Annotated in this window: 14 protein-coding genes and 1 pseudogene; 4 read left to right on the forward strand and 11 right to left on the reverse strand. The window is 68.5% G+C overall.

Annotated elements, in window-relative coordinates; all coding sequences use genetic code 11:
- Nucleotides 1-39: 39 nt before the first annotated feature.
- A complete protein-coding gene (locus AC5Y4F_RS12435) occupies nucleotides 40-909 on the reverse strand; it encodes a hypothetical protein (RefSeq protein WP_499997086.1) in 870 nt (289 codons plus the stop codon).
- A gap of 108 nt (nucleotides 910-1017) precedes the next feature.
- Between AC5Y4F_RS12435 and AC5Y4F_RS12440 the strand changes: the two genes are divergently transcribed.
- A complete protein-coding gene (locus AC5Y4F_RS12440) occupies nucleotides 1018-2298 on the forward strand; it encodes a glycosyltransferase 87 family protein (protein ID WP_067930601.1) in 1281 nt (426 codons plus the stop codon).
- On the opposite strand, the gene AC5Y4F_RS12445 is transcribed toward AC5Y4F_RS12440, so the two are convergent.
- From AC5Y4F_RS12445 to AC5Y4F_RS12465, 5 genes are all read right to left on the reverse strand, one after another.
- Entirely contained in the window at nucleotides 2295-3023 is a 729-nt protein-coding gene (locus AC5Y4F_RS12445) for a lysophospholipid acyltransferase family protein (protein ID WP_067930604.1), read from the reverse strand. The two genes, AC5Y4F_RS12440 and AC5Y4F_RS12445, sit on opposite strands and share 4 nt — an antisense overlap.
- Nucleotides 3024-3109: 86 nt before the next feature.
- Nucleotides 3110-3502: a hypothetical protein gene (locus AC5Y4F_RS12450; protein ID WP_499996940.1), complete on the reverse strand. Its 393-nt coding sequence runs from the start codon at nucleotides 3500-3502 to the stop codon at nucleotides 3110-3112.
- Nucleotides 3499-4779 (reverse strand): ArsA family ATPase, encoded by a 1281-nt coding sequence (locus AC5Y4F_RS12455; protein WP_499997087.1) that lies wholly within the window; start codon nucleotides 4777-4779, stop codon nucleotides 3499-3501. Before AC5Y4F_RS12455 ends, AC5Y4F_RS12450 begins: the two co-directional genes overlap by 4 nt.
- Nucleotides 4772-5209, reverse strand: coding sequence for an SRPBCC family protein (locus tag AC5Y4F_RS12460; protein ID WP_067930610.1), 438 nt, complete (start codon nucleotides 5207-5209; stop codon nucleotides 4772-4774). The genes AC5Y4F_RS12455 and AC5Y4F_RS12460 overlap by 8 nt, the downstream gene beginning before the upstream one ends.
- A gap of 102 nt (nucleotides 5210-5311) precedes the next feature.
- Nucleotides 5312-5701, reverse strand: coding sequence for a polyketide cyclase / dehydrase and lipid transport (locus tag AC5Y4F_RS12465; protein ID WP_499996946.1), 390 nt, complete (start codon nucleotides 5699-5701; stop codon nucleotides 5312-5314).
- A gap of 164 nt (nucleotides 5702-5865) precedes the next feature.
- Here AC5Y4F_RS12465 and AC5Y4F_RS12470 point away from each other — a divergent pair, with 164 nt between their 5' ends.
- Nucleotides 5866-7668 (forward strand): AMP-dependent synthetase/ligase, encoded by a 1803-nt coding sequence (locus AC5Y4F_RS12470; RefSeq protein ID WP_067930616.1) that lies wholly within the window; start codon nucleotides 5866-5868, stop codon nucleotides 7666-7668.
- Between the two features lie 39 nt (nucleotides 7669-7707).
- Here the strand turns inward: AC5Y4F_RS12470 and pimB are convergent, their stop codons facing one another.
- From pimB to AC5Y4F_RS12490, 4 genes are all read right to left on the reverse strand, one after another.
- Nucleotides 7708-8838 (reverse strand): GDP-mannose-dependent alpha-(1-6)-phosphatidylinositol monomannoside mannosyltransferase, encoded by a 1131-nt coding sequence (gene pimB / locus AC5Y4F_RS12475; RefSeq protein WP_499996948.1) that lies wholly within the window; start codon nucleotides 8836-8838, stop codon nucleotides 7708-7710.
- A 72-nt stretch (nucleotides 8839-8910) separates the two neighbouring features.
- The gene (locus AC5Y4F_RS12480; RefSeq protein WP_499997090.1) at nucleotides 8911-9753 is read right to left on the reverse strand and encodes a hypothetical protein; all 843 of its coding nucleotides are present in this window, start codon (nucleotides 9751-9753) and stop codon (nucleotides 8911-8913) included.
- Between the two features lie 31 nt (nucleotides 9754-9784).
- Nucleotides 9785-10942, reverse strand: a complete 1158-nt coding sequence (gene ripC / locus AC5Y4F_RS12485) for a peptidoglycan hydrolase RipC (RefSeq protein ID WP_067930621.1) — start codon at nucleotides 10940-10942, stop codon at nucleotides 9785-9787.
- Nucleotides 10943-11121: 179 nt separating this feature from the next.
- Nucleotides 11122-11376, reverse strand: coding sequence for a hypothetical protein (locus tag AC5Y4F_RS12490; RefSeq protein ID WP_499996950.1), 255 nt, complete (start codon nucleotides 11374-11376; stop codon nucleotides 11122-11124).
- A gap of 152 nt (nucleotides 11377-11528) precedes the next feature.
- Here AC5Y4F_RS12490 and AC5Y4F_RS12495 point away from each other — a divergent pair.
- Nucleotides 11529-13355: pseudogene (locus AC5Y4F_RS12495) on the forward strand (DEDD exonuclease domain-containing protein); the annotation flags it as partial.
- Here AC5Y4F_RS12495 and trpD read toward each other — a convergent pair.
- Nucleotides 13293-14375 carry an anthranilate phosphoribosyltransferase gene (gene trpD, locus AC5Y4F_RS12500; protein WP_499996953.1) on the reverse strand — a complete coding sequence of 361 codons (1083 nt, stop codon included), beginning with the start codon at nucleotides 14373-14375 and terminating at the stop codon, nucleotides 13293-13295. The pseudogene AC5Y4F_RS12495 and the gene trpD overlap by 63 nt on opposite strands.
- 150 nt (nucleotides 14376-14525) lie before the next feature.
- Here trpD and ctaE point away from each other — a divergent pair, with 150 nt between their 5' ends.
- Complete coding sequence (gene ctaE / locus AC5Y4F_RS12505) at nucleotides 14526-15137, forward strand: aa3-type cytochrome oxidase subunit III (protein WP_082947433.1); 612 nt, start codon at nucleotides 14526-14528, stop codon at nucleotides 15135-15137.
- The last annotated feature ends 15 nt before the right edge of the window (nucleotides 15138-15152 follow it).

Consider the following 15152-nt stretch of genomic DNA (forward strand, 5'->3'; position numbering starts at 1 on the left):
GGCGCGAGCGAGGTGCCGGCCGGCGGTGTAAGCAGCAGACTATCGGCTGATCAGGATGGGCCCGGTGGGCGCAGGCGCCGGGTGGATTTCCTGGTCGAGCGTGGCATCGATGATGCGTTCGTCGGGCAACCGCGGTGTGCCGGCGATCGCGCATTGCAAGTACAGCTTGGCCCGCACCACCGGGCGGCGCAGTGTCCGCTCGCGTTGCAGCGCGCGACGCATCTTGTCAGGCCGCGTGGAGTACCGCCAGCGCGCCCACGGGGCGTGCGGGCGCGACAACCGGATCGCACCGATGACCAGCAGGATGACCAGGAACATGCCCAGCAGGCCGGTCCACACCTTGCCCTTGAGCACCACCACGACCGCCATCGGCAACGTCAACGCCATCGCGCTGCCCACCACCGCCCGCAGCACCGTCGAGTCGGCGCCGTGCCAGATCGGCAGGAAGAACATCAGCGGGTGCAGTCCCATGATCAACAGCCCGCCCACCGCCACGGCGGCGAACACCGCGTCCACCGAGGTGCGGCCGTCCTCGGACCAGTAAACGTCGGACAGGTGCAGGATCAGCGCGTACTCGTCGAGGACCAAGGCGGCACCGATGCCGAAAAGTGTTGCGGCAATGATGAACTCGGGCTCATGACCGTCGATGGACAGCGTGACCAGCATCAGCCCGGAGAGCAGGGTCAGCACCACCCCGAAGGTCACGTGGTGAATGTGCACTCCCCCAATGTGCACATTGCGCGGGTGCCACCATCGGGTGGGGCGGCCGGTTTCGGCGCGGTGGCGGATGAAACGCACGAACGTGCGCGTGACGAAGAACGTCAGGATGAAGGCGACCAGGCAGCACAGCAGTGGCAGGTGGCCACTCTCGTGAATGTCATGTGCAAACCATCGGGTCACCTCGGCCACGAACGAATGGAGCACTATTGAAACCTACGCCTGTCTGCGCTCGGGTCGTGGGACCCGCGCCGCACCAGGCGGGTCCGGGCACGGGTACCCACTACGCTGATGTGCGACATGAGTACACGGCAGGCGCCCGGCGTGGGCAACCGACCCGGGTGGGTGCTGTGGTGGTCGCTGGCTTGGCTGGTGGCCGCCGCGGGGCTGAGTTATGCGGCCTGGCAGCTGTTCGGGCACACGCCCTATCGCATCGATATCGACGTCTACCAGATGGGCGCCAAGGCCTGGATGGACGGCCATCCGCTGTACCGCGGGGAGGTGCTGTTCCATACGCCGATCGTGGATCTGCCGTTCACCTATCCGCCGCTGGCGGCGATCCTGTTCTGCCCGTTCGCATGGATGCACATGCCCACCGCCAGCGTCGCCATCACCGCCTTGACGCTGGTGCTGCTGGTCGTGTCGACCGTGATGGTGCTGACCCGGCTGGACGTCTGGAGCACGTCGTCGGCCCTGCGGGGCCCGGCCTGGCTGCGCCGGTGGTGGCTGGCGATCGTCGCCACGGCGGCCGCGTCGATCTGGCTGGAGCCGATCAGCTCGAACTTCGCCTTCGGACAGATCAATGTCGTGCTGATGACGCTGGTGATCGCCGACTGCGCGCCGCGCCGCACGGCGTGGCCGCGCGGGCTGCTGCTGGGCCTGGGCATGGCATTGAAGCTGACCCCCGCGGTGTTCCTGCTGTATTTCCTGTTGCGGCGTGACTATCGCGCGGCGCTGACCGCCGTGGCATCTTTCGTGGGGGCGACGCTGCTCGGTTTCGTGCTGGCCTGGAACGACTCGTGGGAGTACTGGACGCACACCGTGCATCACACGGACCGGATCGGTTCTGCGTCGTTGAACACCGACCAGAACATCGCCGGCGCCCTGGCCCGGCTGGGGCTGGGAGAGCAGGGCCGGTCGCTGCTCTGGGTGGCCGCATCACTGCTGGTGCTCGCACTGACGGTGTGGGCGATGCGACGCGCGCTGCGCGCCGACGAGCCCATGCTTGCGTTGGTGTGCGTCGCGTTGTTCGGGCTGGACGTGTCGCCGGTGTCCTGGTCGCACCACTGGGTCTGGGTGCTGCCAACCGTGCTGGTGACGGGGATCTTGGGCTGGCGTCGCCGCAACGCGGGGCTGATGGTGGTCAGCGCTGTCGGAGTAGCGCTGATGCGCTGGTCGCCGATCGACCTGCTGCCCAAGCATCACGAGGCCAGCGCGGCCTGGTGGCGCCAGTTGGCCGGAATGTCCTACGTGTGGTGGGCGCTGGCGGTCATTGTCACCGTGGGAGTCGCCGTCACCGCTCGCGGGGTCGCACGGGATACCGCTCCACAGCAGTTGACGCCGGTTACCGCGGCCGGCTAACCCGCGGCGGTTGCCGGGATCCGCACGGCCTCGCCGTTGGCCGCGTTGCCGCTACCACCGTTTTTCAGGCTCGCCGCGTAGATGTCGACGTATTCCTGGCCGGACAACCCCATCAACTCGTAGATCACCTCGTCGGTGACGGCCCGCTCGATGAAGCGGTTGCCGGCCAGCCCGTCGAACCGGGAGAAGTCCATCGGCTTGCCGAAGCGGACGGTGACTCGGCCGAACCGCAGCATGTTGGTCCCGGGCGGGTTGACGACGTTGGTGCCGATCATTGCAACCGGGATCACCGGAACACCGGTCTCGAGGGCCAGCCGCGCCAACCCCGTCTTGCCCTTATAGAGCCGTCCGTCCGGCGACCGCGTGCCTTCGGGATACATGCCCAACAACTTGCCCTGGCTCAGCACCTGCTGGGCGGTGTTCAGCGCGGCCTGGGCGCTGTCGGCGTCGGTGCGATCGATCGGCACCTGGCCGACCGCGGTGAAGAACCACCGCTGGAACCAGCCCTTCAGTCCGGTACCGGTGAAATATTCCGACTTGGCCAAGAACGTGATCCGGCGCTTCACCACCAGCGGCAGGTAGAAACTGTCCATCACCGCCAAGTGGTTGCTGGCCAGTATCGCCGGCCCAGAACTCGGAACATGTTCTAAGCCTTCAACTTTCGGCCGTCCCAGCAGTGACAGCAGCGGGCCGAGCAGTACGTACTTGAATAGCCAGTACCACATGGCCCTCCCTCTCGGCTGCAGGCGCTGATGTTCTGCGCCAACTGTACCCATCCCCATCGGCGGGGACCACCTGCGACGCAGCCCGCTCACTCCTCGAGCGTGACGGGGATGGGCTGATAACGGATTCGCGACGCGAAGTCGTTGGCGTCGCCCGGCGGGGCGGGCCCGCCGCCGGGCGGTCCGTTCGGCGGTTCCGGTGTCGGCTTGGTGGACCGGTCGATGTCGTTGACGATGTCGCGGATCACCTCGAGCAGGGCGACGCTGTGGTCGGCGATTGCGGTGAGCAGCGGGTGCTGGTCGCCGGTTGCCAACGCGGCCAGCGCGCACACCGGGCACCAGATCTGCTGACACTTGCCGGTGCCGACGCCCGCGCCGGCCGTCAGCGCCGCCGCCGCGCGCACCGCGGGGTCGATGCCGTCCAGGATCGTCTGGGCGAGCCTGCGCAGTTCCGGACCGATGTCGGAATGAGCCCCACTCACTTAGGCCACACCTCCGGATCTGGTCGAAATCGCACCGTCAGCTCGCTCCCCCGCAGATGTGCGTCCAGCACCGTGCACCGCCGAAGTACTGATGCCAACTTAACCCTGCGCCGCGATCCGCCGGCACTGATGATCAGATCGTCATCGACGCGGCCCAACGTCAAGGCCGAGGGGTCGAGTTGCGGCAACGCGAGCCGCATTCGATAGATGGACGCCAGTCCCGTCCCGGACTCGAGGTCCACGGTGGGCCGCAACGGGCCGGGTGGCGCCGCGCCGCCCCGCCGCCGGGCCGCGTCGAGCAACCCGCTCAGCGCCTTGGCGCCGATCGGTTCGCCGGATAGGTGCGGGGTCATCACCAGCGCCACCTCACCGATGGCGGCGTCGAGCTCGTCGAGCACACCCCGCTGCTCGGCGATGCGCTCGGTGTACCAGTAGAAGGCCGGGTGGTCGGGCAGGTTGCGGTACTCGTATGAGTCGTCTTGCAGCAGAACCTGGTTCACGATCAGCTCTTCGACGCGCACCCCCATCAGGGCCAGTGAGCCCAGCGTTCGCGTCGCCTCGGCCGCCACCACCCGCTCGGGGGTCAGCACCAGGTGCGCGCTGACCAGATCACCGTCGGTGAGCAGCCTGCTGAGCGATTCCACATGAGAGCTGATCCGCTCCAGCAACTCGACCAGCGCCGCCGACCGGCCATCGTCGGCGGTGACGGACAGCCGCCGATGCCGCGGCCACGCCCGCTCGACATACAGCCCGAAGGTGGCGGGCAACGTCAACATCCGCAAAGCATCGGCGGTCGACGCGCAGTCGACCACCACGCGGTCCCATTCGCCGGAGCGGGCCAGCTCACCGACGGCATGCAGACCGAGCACTTCCTGAACACCCGGTAGGGCGGAAAGTTCTTCGGGCGCAATGGTACTCAGCTCCGAATCCGGAAAGCGCCGGTCGAGTGTGGCGACCACGTCATGCCACCGGACCTCGAGCAGGGCCAGGGTGTCCAACGCCAGTGCGTCGAGAAACCCACCACCGGCCTCTGCCTGCCCGGTTTCCAGGTCGGCAAGCACCCGCACCGGCTGGCCCTGGCTGGGCGGGACAGCGATGCCCAGGACGTCACCCAGCGAGTGCGCCTGGTCGGTGGAGACGACAAGCACTCGCTGCCCGGCGCTCGCGGCGCCCACGGCGGTGGCGCAAGCCAGGGTGGATTTCCCTACCCCGCCTTTGCCGACGAAAAGGCTGATCCGGGCCGGGGCGGGCGCTCGGAATTCAGTGGACTCACTCAGCCTCGACTCGTTTCTTGAGATCCTTCAGTGCGGTGTCGGTCAACCGGCGCTCGGCCTTGCGCTTGAGCAGGCCTATCATCGGCATGGCCAGGTCGACGGACAGTTCGTAGGTGACTTCGGTGCCAGATCCTTTTGGCGCCAATCTATATGAGCCTTCAAGCGAACGCAGCAGAGAGCTCGACACGAGCGTCCAACTCACCGATTGGCGATCCTTGGGCCACTCGTAGGACATCACCATCGTGTCCTTGATCACCGTGGCGTCCATGACGATCCGCGCCACTTTGGGGTAGCCGTCGGCGTCCTTCTCCTGAACCTCGGCTTCCTTGTACTCCGAGATCCACTGGGGGTAGGAATCGATGTCCGCGATCACCTGCATGACGGTGCCCGGGTCGGCTTCGATATAGATGGTTTGCCTCGTCTTCTCCGCCACCTGGTTGTTGCCCTCTCTCCCGCGAACGGATCGACCCCTCCGATGCAGGGGACCCCGCGGGTCTCGGTCCGACACGGTACTCCCTGCGCGAACCCGACCCGGCTAAACTACCGGAGAAACTCCGACCGGACGTGACCGTTCCAGCGTCGCCTTGACCTCGAAGGCCATTTTTTTGCCCGCCACCCGACGGCGGTGTGTCATCTTGGCCAGGTTCAGCTTGGCCAGCTGCCAGGCCGCCACACCGGTCGGCTCGGCGTGCAGAAAGTAATGCAGCACGATGCCGTCCAGCGAGGGCTCCAGCCAGATCTCCATGGTCCCGGTCAGGGCACCGGTGACGGCCCACCGGATGCCCTTTTCCCCGCGCTCCTCGACGACTTCCAGCCGCAGGTCCGGCCACCAGCGGCGCCAGCTCGCCTGATCGGCTACCGCGGCCCCCACCCGTGCGCCGTCGGCGGCGATAAACGTCTCATCCGCGATCTGGATGCTGTTCATGGCCACAGCTTCACACACCGGCCGACGCGGGCGCTTCGGGCCTGGCGGCGGGAAACGCGGTGTCGGCCTGACCGCCTCTCGCCGTGCTGGGTCAACGCGCGGATTAGGCTGGTCACCAGCAACCCCCTACCGGGATCTTCACGAGGTCAATCGAGGTCATAAGAGTGCGTGAGTACAGCGTCCCCGCCCGCTTTTCCGTAGGCGAACAGGACAACATCGCGGCGATGGTGTTTGAACACGAGCGCGATGACCCCAACTTCGTCATCTACCAGCGTCAGATCGAGGGTGAGTGGACCGACGTCACCTGCCATGAGGCGGCCGGTCAGATCCGCTCGGCCGCACTCGGTTTGATCTCCTTGGGCGTGCAGGCCGGTGATCGGGTATCGATCTTCTGTGCCACCTGCTACGAATGGGCGATCCTCGACCTGGCGATCCTGTCGGTGGGCGCGGTCACCGTGCCCATCTATGAGACGTCGTCGGCCGAGCAGGTGCGCTGGGTCCTGCAGGACTCCGAGGCGGTGCTGGCATTCGCCGAGACCGACGAGCACGCCGCGATGGTGACGGAGCTGAGCGCCGAACTGCCCGCACTGCGCCGCGTGCTGCACATCGACGGTTCGGGCCCCAAGGCGCTCGCCCAGCTGGTGGAGGCCGGGGCATCGGTGGAACCGGCCGAGCTGACCGCGCGCCTCGATGCGCTGCGAGCGGCGGATCCGGCGACTCTCATCTACACCTCGGGTACCACCGGGCGACCCAAGGGCTGCCAACTGACGCACTCGAACCTGCTGTACGAGACCCGCGGCGCCAAGGAGAGCCTGCCGACGCTGCTCGACGAGGGACAGCGGCTGCTGGTCTTCCTGCCGCTGGCGCACGTGCTGGCCCGCTCACTCACGTTGTCCGCATACGCCAACAAGGTCACCGTCGGCTTCACCAGCGACATCAAGAACCTGGTGCCGCTGTTCGCGGTGTTCAAGCCGACCGTGGTGGTCTCGGTGCCGAGAGTGTTCGAGAAGGTTTACAACACCGCCGAGCAGAACGCCTCCAACGACGGCAAGGGCCGCATCTTCGCGACGGCCGTGCAGACCGCCGTCGACTGGAGCCAGGCGCAGGACGGCGGCCGCCGCGGGCTCGTGCTCCGCGCCAAGCACGCCTTGTTCGACCGGCTGGTCTACCACAAATTGCGCGCCGCGCTGGGCGGCGACTGCCACGCGGCCGTGTCCGGCGGTGCGCCGCTGGGCTCGCGGCTGGGGCACTTCTACCGGGGCGTGGGTTTGACCATCCACGAGGGTTACGGCCTGACCGAGACCAGCTCGGCGATCACCGTCAACCAGGTCGGCAACGTCAAGATCGGCACCGTCGGAACCTTGGTGCCCGGCAACAGCATGCGCATCGCCGATGACGGCGAGCTATTGGTCCGCGGCGGCGTCGTGTTCAGCGGCTACTGGCACAACGAGCAGGCCACCAAAGATGCCTTCACCGACGGTTGGTTCAAAACCGGCGATCTGGGCGTGCTCGACGAAGACGGCTTCTTGAAGATCACCGGGCGCAAGAAGGAGATCATCGTGACCGCCGGCGGCAAGAATGTCGCGCCGGCCGTCCTCGAGGACCGGCTGCGGGCGCATCCGTTGATCAGCCAGGCCATGGTTGTCGGCGACAACAAGCCGTTCATCGGCGCGTTGATCACCATCGACCCGGAAGCGTTCGATGGCTGGAAGCAGCGCAACCAGAAGGGGGCCGGTGCGTCGGTGAGCGAACTGACCACCGATCCCGACCTGGTCGCCGAGGTCGACGCGGCGATCAAGGACGCCAATCAGGCGGTGTCGCACGCCGAGTCGATTCGCAAGTTCCGCATCCTGCCGGTCGACTTCACCGAGGACACCGGCGAACTGACGCCGACGATGAAGGTCAAGCGCAAGGTGGTGGCCGAGAAGTTCGCCTCCGAGATCGAGGCCATCTACCAGAAGGACTAGCCGGGCCGGCGCCGAAACGCTCGCGCGGGCTCACTCCGTTCAGCCGAGCAGGGTGCCCAACCGCGCCGCCAAGGTTTCCCAGCGCCACTGGGCCGTCACCCAGTCGCGCCCGGCCGCGCCCATCGCGGCGGCCCGGTCGCGATCGGTTAGCAACTCGCTGACGCCCTCGGCGATCTCGTCCGTGTCGCGACCGTCCACGACCAGTCCGGTCTTGTTGTGCTGCACCGTTTCCGGCGCTCCGCCGGATTTCCCCGCGATCACCGGCACGCCGGTCGCCGACGCCTCGAGGAATACGATGCCCAGCCCTTCGACGTCCAGCCCGGCGCCTCGGGTGCGGCACGGCATCGCGAACACGTCCGCAAGAGCGTGGTGCGTCGGCAACTCGGCGGCCGGTACACCGCCGGTGAAGGTCACGTCGTCGGCCACCCCGCACTCGCGGGCCAGTGCGCGCAGCGAGTCCGCATACGGGCCGCCGCCGACGATGACCAGGGCGGCGCCGTCGACACGTCGCCGGATCGACGGCAGGGCCTTGATGAGCATGTCCTGGCCCTTACGCGGCACCAGCCGGGACACGCACACCACGGTCGGCCGCTCCCCCAGCCCGTAGCGGTCACGCAGCCGCGCGCGGCCCGCCGGATCGGGCCGGAACCGGTCGGTGTCCACTCCGGACGGCAGGTATTCCAACGAGGCCCTGGGCCCGAAGGCCGGCGCGAACCGGGAACGGGTGTAGCGGCTGACGAAGGTGACGACGTCGGTGTCGTCGCCGATGCGGCGCAGCACCGAGCGCGCGACAGGGAGCATCGACCAGCCGACCTCGTGGCCGTGCGTGCTGGCCAGTACCCGGCTCGCGCCGGCTCCACGGGCGCGCTGGGCCAGTAGTGCCAGCGGTGCGGCGGCGCCGAACCAGACGGTGTCGATGTCGTGGTCGGCGATCAGCCGCCGCATTCGGCCCTCGACCGCCGGGCCCGGCAGCATCAGCGTGCCCGGGTGGCGCACCACCCGGTAGCCGGCGGCCTCGTCGTAGGCCTCGGCGCCCTTCCATTGCGGCGCATACACCATCACCGAGTGCGACCCGCCGTCGGCCAGCCGGCCGACCAACTCACCGAGGTACGACTGGATGCCGCCGGGGCGGGGCGGAAAGTCGTTGGTTACCAGCAGGACCCGACTCACCTGCGTCAGGTTAGCTTGGCGACGACGCGGACCGTGGTCTGGGCTGGGCCGCGGCGGTGAACCGGGAGTTCCCTAGTGGGTCAGCCACTGCTGCCAGCGCACGAGCAGGCCCGCCGGGCTGGTGCCCAGCAACTCTTGGGCGGCGGCCGCCATGTCGGTGTGCCGGATGCCGCAGGTGGCGAGGTAGAGGTCGCGCAACTTCGGCGGCCCGTAGGCGTCGGCAACGAATCGGGCGAACCACCAGGCGCGGTCATAGGCCAGCGAGCGCGCCGTCCCCGGCTCGTCCAGGTCGCCGTCGGTGGGCAGCGTCATGGGTAGCAAGCTGTCGGCCGGCACCGGCGCGGGTGGGCGGCCGACGAAGTCGGCCACGCCCTCGGCGAGCCAGCGGGGTGCATCCGTGACGGTGTCGGCGCGGGCGGCGTAGTGAAACAGCTCATGGGCCAACACGATTCGCAACGATGTGGCGCTCATTGCGGCCGCGCCCGGCGCGAACACGATCCGCTCGCCGGCTGCAACCCGGCGAACGGGATCGAGGCGGTCGACGACCGTCACCGCCGCGATATCGGCCCACTGGGACGCCGGTCCCCCGCCTGCGGCGGCGCGGAATTCCTCGTCCGTACCGGCGGCGACCACGGCGATCTCGTGGGGCCAGTCGACGCCCCAGAACGACTCCACCGCGCTGATCGCCGCACCCATGTTCGCGGCCACCCGGGCCAGCAATCGGTCACTGGCGGGCCCGCCGAGGCCCAACAGCCGCACGGTGCGATCGCCGAGCGTGATCGACTTCGCTGAGGCACCGATTTGGCTGGGGGCGGGCATGACCAGCTGCGCGGGTCGGATCCGGCTCTCGCGCACGGCATCGAACGGCACGGCCGCGACCACGAGCAGTTCGACGACGAGTAACCAGGCCAGCAGCAACGGGAGCCGCGGGCGCCGTCGGAGGTGTCTAGTAACGGCGAGCGTCGTAAATCGGGCCAGAGGAGTTCATCGGCACCACCCGCACCGGCACGCCGTAGGTGGACGAGTGGATCATCATGCCGTCACCGATGTAGAGCCCCGCGTGCGATGCGTCGGAATAGAAGGTCAGGACGTCACCGGGCTGCAGATCCGACAGCGCAACCGGCTGGCCTCCGTGGGCCATCGCCTGGCTGGAGTGCGGCAGCGAGATACCGGCCTGCTGGAATGCCCACATCACCAGGCCCGAGCAGTCGAATCCGCCGGGCGCGGCACCACCCCACACATAGGGCGAACCGACCTGGGTCAGCGCGGCCTGCACGACGGTGGCGCGGTCGCCGCCGCCGACACCGCCGGGAGCCATGCCGGGCAGGCCGGGCATCCCACCGGCGGGCGGAGCCTCGCCCGGCGCCTGGCCGGGAGGTGTGCCCGGGGGCGCCGCTTCCGGCGCCGGAGCGCCGGGGGCGGGCGCGGCCGCCGGTGCGGGCGTTCCGGGATTGGCCAGCGCGGTGCGCTGATCGGCAGTCAAGGAAAGGTACTGCGACTTCACCACCGCGATCTGCACCTGCAGCTGGCTCTGCTTGGACTGCAGGCTCGCCCGGACCGCGGCGGCCTGCTCGGCCGCACTCTTGGCGTCCGCTGCCGACTTGGCGGACTCGCGCTCGGCCTTCGCGGCCTGCTCCCCGGCGATCCGGTAGCTCTTCATCTGGCTGGCCATCTGCGCGGCCATCACCCGCTGCACCGCCAGCTTGTCGATCAGGCCCTGGGGCGAGCCGGCGGTCAGAATGGCCTGCATGCCGTCGACGTGGCCACCCATGTAGGTCGCAGCGGCCAGCTTGTTGACCGAATCCTGATACGACGACAGATGCGCCTTGGCCGCATCGACCGCGGCCTGGTCGTCGGCGTGCTTCTTGTCCGCGGCGCGCTGCGCGGCGACCTTGTCGTTCAGGTCGAGCTGGGCGCTGTGCATGGCCTCGGTGGTCTGCTCGGCCTGACGGGACAGCTCGTTGAGTTTTGCCGTGGCGTCTTCGGCCGGGTCGCCCCACGCCGGGGCGGTCATGATGCCGGAGAAGATCGCGAAGCCAGCTAGTGCCCCTATGGCCGAACGTGTGAGCGCACGCGCAACCGGGTACCTAGAGTCAAGCCTCAAGATTTGCTTCCTTAAACGGCCATCGACGAATTAGGTCGTCGAGCGGGTTTAGGTCTCAAACAGGTTACGAAACGATATCGGCGTTTGTCCAAAGCCAGCGGTTAAGAAATTAGATAGAATTCTGTCATTTCTATGTGAGTCGTTTCGGGTGGCCCGAGGACCTTTGTGGGACAAGGCAATTAGGCTACACCAGATCCCCGACCCCGACGAATTGGGACCAGACGAAGCCGGGGCGCCAAGCCGACCTCGGCCAGAACTTCTAAAGCCGCTCGTTCATCCTGCAATAAAGTATCCGGGACCCCGAGTATCACGCTGACGACGCAGTCGGGGCAGCCGGGGCCGCGCACCGCGCACTCGTCGCAGTCGATCACCACCGGCGTCCCGGGCTGCGGCGGCGTCGCGCCGATGTCGGTCGGTCCAGTTCTCGGTGCCATCGGATCGGTCCTCTCGGTCTGGCTTCGGCGAACATCACGCCGCACTGCCCGAACGGTAACCGCCGCCACCGACAGGTACCGTCCCCGCATTCCGGTAGCCGCCCGGCGTGGCAGCCGCGGGCGTGTCGGTCGTCACCCTTAACGTCACCGCCGTGGCTGTTAGGGGTGCGACTCAGCTGAGCTTCGCCGACGCGGGGTCGCCGTTCACGCCCGACGAACTCTCGCTGCGCGAAACGACCTTCGTCGTGGTCGACCTGGAGACCACCGGTGGGCGCACCAAGACCACCGGGGGAACCCTTCCCGACGCCATCACCGAAATCGGAGCGGTCAAGGTACGCGGCGGAGCGGTGCTCGGCGAGCTCGCCACCCTGGTGGACCCGCAGCGCAGCATCCCGCCCCAGATCGTCCAGCTGACCGGCATCACCACCGCGATGGTCACCGACGCGCCGACCATCGACGCGGTATTGCCGATGTTTTTGGAGTTCGCCGGCTTCGACCGGGGAGCCGTGCTCGTCGCCCACAACGCCGGGTTCGACGTCGGCTTCCTGCGTGCCGCCGCGCAGCACTGCGATATCGCCTGGCCGCGGCCGCAGGTGTTGTGCACCGTCCGGCTGGCGCGGCGGGTGCTGAGCCGCGAGGAAGCCCCCAGCGTGCGGCTGGCCTCCCTGGCGCGGCTGTTCGCCGTGGCCACCCAACCCACGCACCGCGCCCTCGACGACGCGCGTGCCACCGTCGACGTGTTGCACGCCCTCATCGAGCGAGTGGGCAACCAGGGCGTGCACACCTATGCCGACCTGCGCGCCTATCTGCCGGGCGTCACACCCATGCAGCGCCGTAAGCGGGTGCTCGCCGAGGGCCTGCCACGCCGGCCCGGCGTGTATTTGTTCCGCGGGCCGGCGGGCGAGGTGCTCTACATCGGCACGGCCGTCGACCTGCGACGACGGGTCAATCAGTACTTCACCGGCGCCGACCCGCGCGGCCGCATGAAGGAGATGGTCGCGCTGGCCACCGCGGTCGATCACGTCGAATGCGCCCACCCCGTGGAGGCCGGCGTGCGCGAACTGCGGCTGCTGGCCGCCCACGGCCCGCCGTACAACCGACGGTCGAAGTTCCCGCAGCGATGGTGGTGGGTGGCGCTGACCGAGGAGGCATTCCCCCGCCTGGCGGTGGTGCGGGCGCCGCGGCACGACCGCGCCGTCGGCCCGTTCCGGGCCCGCGCCGACGCCGCCGACACGGCCGCCCTGCTAGCCCGGTTCACCGGCCTACGAACCTGCACCAACCGGTTAGGGCGCTCGGCGTTGCACGGGCCGCTGTGCGCCGAGGCGGAGGTGTCGCCCTGCCCGGCAGCGCGTGACGTCACCGCCATCCAGTACGCCGCCGCCGTGGCGCGGGCCGCGGCGCTGATCGACGGCACGGACAACACCGCGCTGACCGCGGCCGTGGGCCAGGTCAGCGCGCTCGCCGACCGACATCACTTCGAGAGCGCCGCGCGACTGCGCGATCGCACCGTCACCGCGGTCGAGACGCTGTGGCGCGGTCAGCGGTTGCGTGCCCTGGCCGCGTTGCCCGAGCTGATCGCCGCCGCACCCGACGGGCAGGGCGGCTATCACCTGGCCGTCATCCGCCACGGCCAACTCGCCGCGGCGGGCTGCGCCAGGCGCGGGGTGCCGCCGATGCCGGTCGTCGACGCGATCGTGGCTGGGGCACAAGCGATTTTGCGTACACCCGCGCCCCTGGGCGGCGCACTGGTCGAGGAGACCGCACTCATCATGCGCTGGCTGACGACGGCCGGGGTGCGCCTCGTTCGGGTGGCCGAGGACGGCTGGGCTTCCCCGCTGCGGTCGGCCGGGGCGTGGTCGGCGTGGGCCGCCTCGGCCCGCTCGGCCCGGCTGGCCGCCGAGCAGGCCCTCCGGCAATCAGACCTGCTGGCCGAACCGCACCCATCGCGCGAGCAGTTGTTCGGCCGCACCGGAATCGATGGCCCTACCGGCGCGGGCCAACCCGTCCTCCCACGCCGGCAACCATTCAGCGCGGCTGGATAACCCGGCGTGGGCGACGATCGCGCCGGCGGCATTGAGGACGACGGCGTCGCGCACCGGGCCCTTGCCGCCGGCCAGCACCGCGCGCACCTCCGCCGCGTTGGCCTGCGCGTCACCACCCAGCAGGTCGTCGAGATCGGCTCGGGGAAAACCGAATCCGGCGGGGTCGAACGTCAGCTTGTCCACCGTGCCGGCCTGCACCCGCCAGATCGTGCTGGTGGTGGTCGTCGTCAGTTCGTCGAGCCCGTCGTCGCCGTGCACCACCAGCACACTGGATCGGCGAGCGGCGAACACGCCGGCCATCACCTCGGAGAGGTCGGCGAAGGCGCAGCCGATCAACCCGGCCCGCGGCCTGGCCGGATTGGTAAGCGGCCCAAGGAGATTGAAGACCGTCGGTACCCCGATCTCGCGGCGCACCGCCGAGGCATGCCGGTAGGACGGGTGGAACAGCGGCGCGAAGCAGAAGCCAATGCCGACCTCGGCGAGGCTGCGTGCGACCTCCTCGGGCCCGAGGTCGATCCGAATGCCGAGCGCCTCGAGCGTGTCGGCGCCGCCGGACAGCGACGAGGCGGCCCGGTTGCCGTGTTTGACCACCGGCACCCCGGCAGCGGCGGCCACGACGGCCGCCATGGTGGACAGGTTCACGGTGTTGACGCCGTCGCCACCGGTACCGACGATGTCGACCGTGTCGTCGCGGATGGCGCCGGCGGGCATCGGCAGCGCGTGGTTGAGCATCACCTCCGCCAGCTCGATGACTTCGGCCGAGGTGGGAATCTTCACCTGCATCGCGACCGCGAAGGCCGCGATCTGGGCGGGGCTCGCCTGGCCGGACATGATCTGGTCCATGGCCCAGGCCGCCTGCCCGCGCGTCAGGTCCTGACCGCCGGTCAGACGCGACAGGACCCGCGGCCACGATGGTGCGGACGCGCCGGACGGCGAAGCCTCGGGTGACAAAGCCACGCGCCGATGGTCCCACGCGGACCACAAGTAGCCCCAACCCCCAACAAACTCGGCTGCGAGGCGCCCACTTGGCGCTCCAGTCCGACGCGCCGGACATCAAATGCCGCCCCGGGTGGAGTTCAACAACTACAAAGCGTCATACTTGCGGATGTGACCAGCGCTGCCGGGACTTCGGGTACTGCAATTACGTCGCGGGTGCATTCGCTGAACCGACCCAACATGGTCAGCGTCGGCACCATCGTTTGGCTTTCCAGCGAGCTGATGTTCTTTGCTGGCCTCTTCGCGATGTACTTCACCGCTCGCGCCCAATCGGGCGGGAAGTGGCCGCCGCCGCCCACCGAGTTGAACCTGTATCAGGCCGTCCCGGTCACATTGGTGCTGATCGCGTCGTCGTTCACCTGTCAGATGGGCGTGTTTGCGGCCGAGCGTGGCGACGTGTTCGGGCTGCGCCGCTGGTACGTGTTGACCTTCCTGATGGGATTGTTCTTCATTTGCGGCCAGGGGTACGAGTATTACCACCTCACCTCGCACGGAACCACGATCCCCGGAAGCGCCTATGGCAGCGTGTTCTACCTGGCGACCGGGTTCCACGGCCTGCACGTCACCGGCGGGCTGATCGCCTTCATCTTCTTGCTGGCCCGCACAGCGATGAGCAAGTTCACACCGGCGCAGGCTACGGCCAGCATCGTCGTCTCGTACTACTGGCATTTCGTGGACATTGTGTGGATCGCGCTGTTCGCCGTGATCTATTTCATCCGATGAGCAGGCGCTGGACGA

The organism is Mycobacterium sp. NGS56, assembly GCF_059812425.1.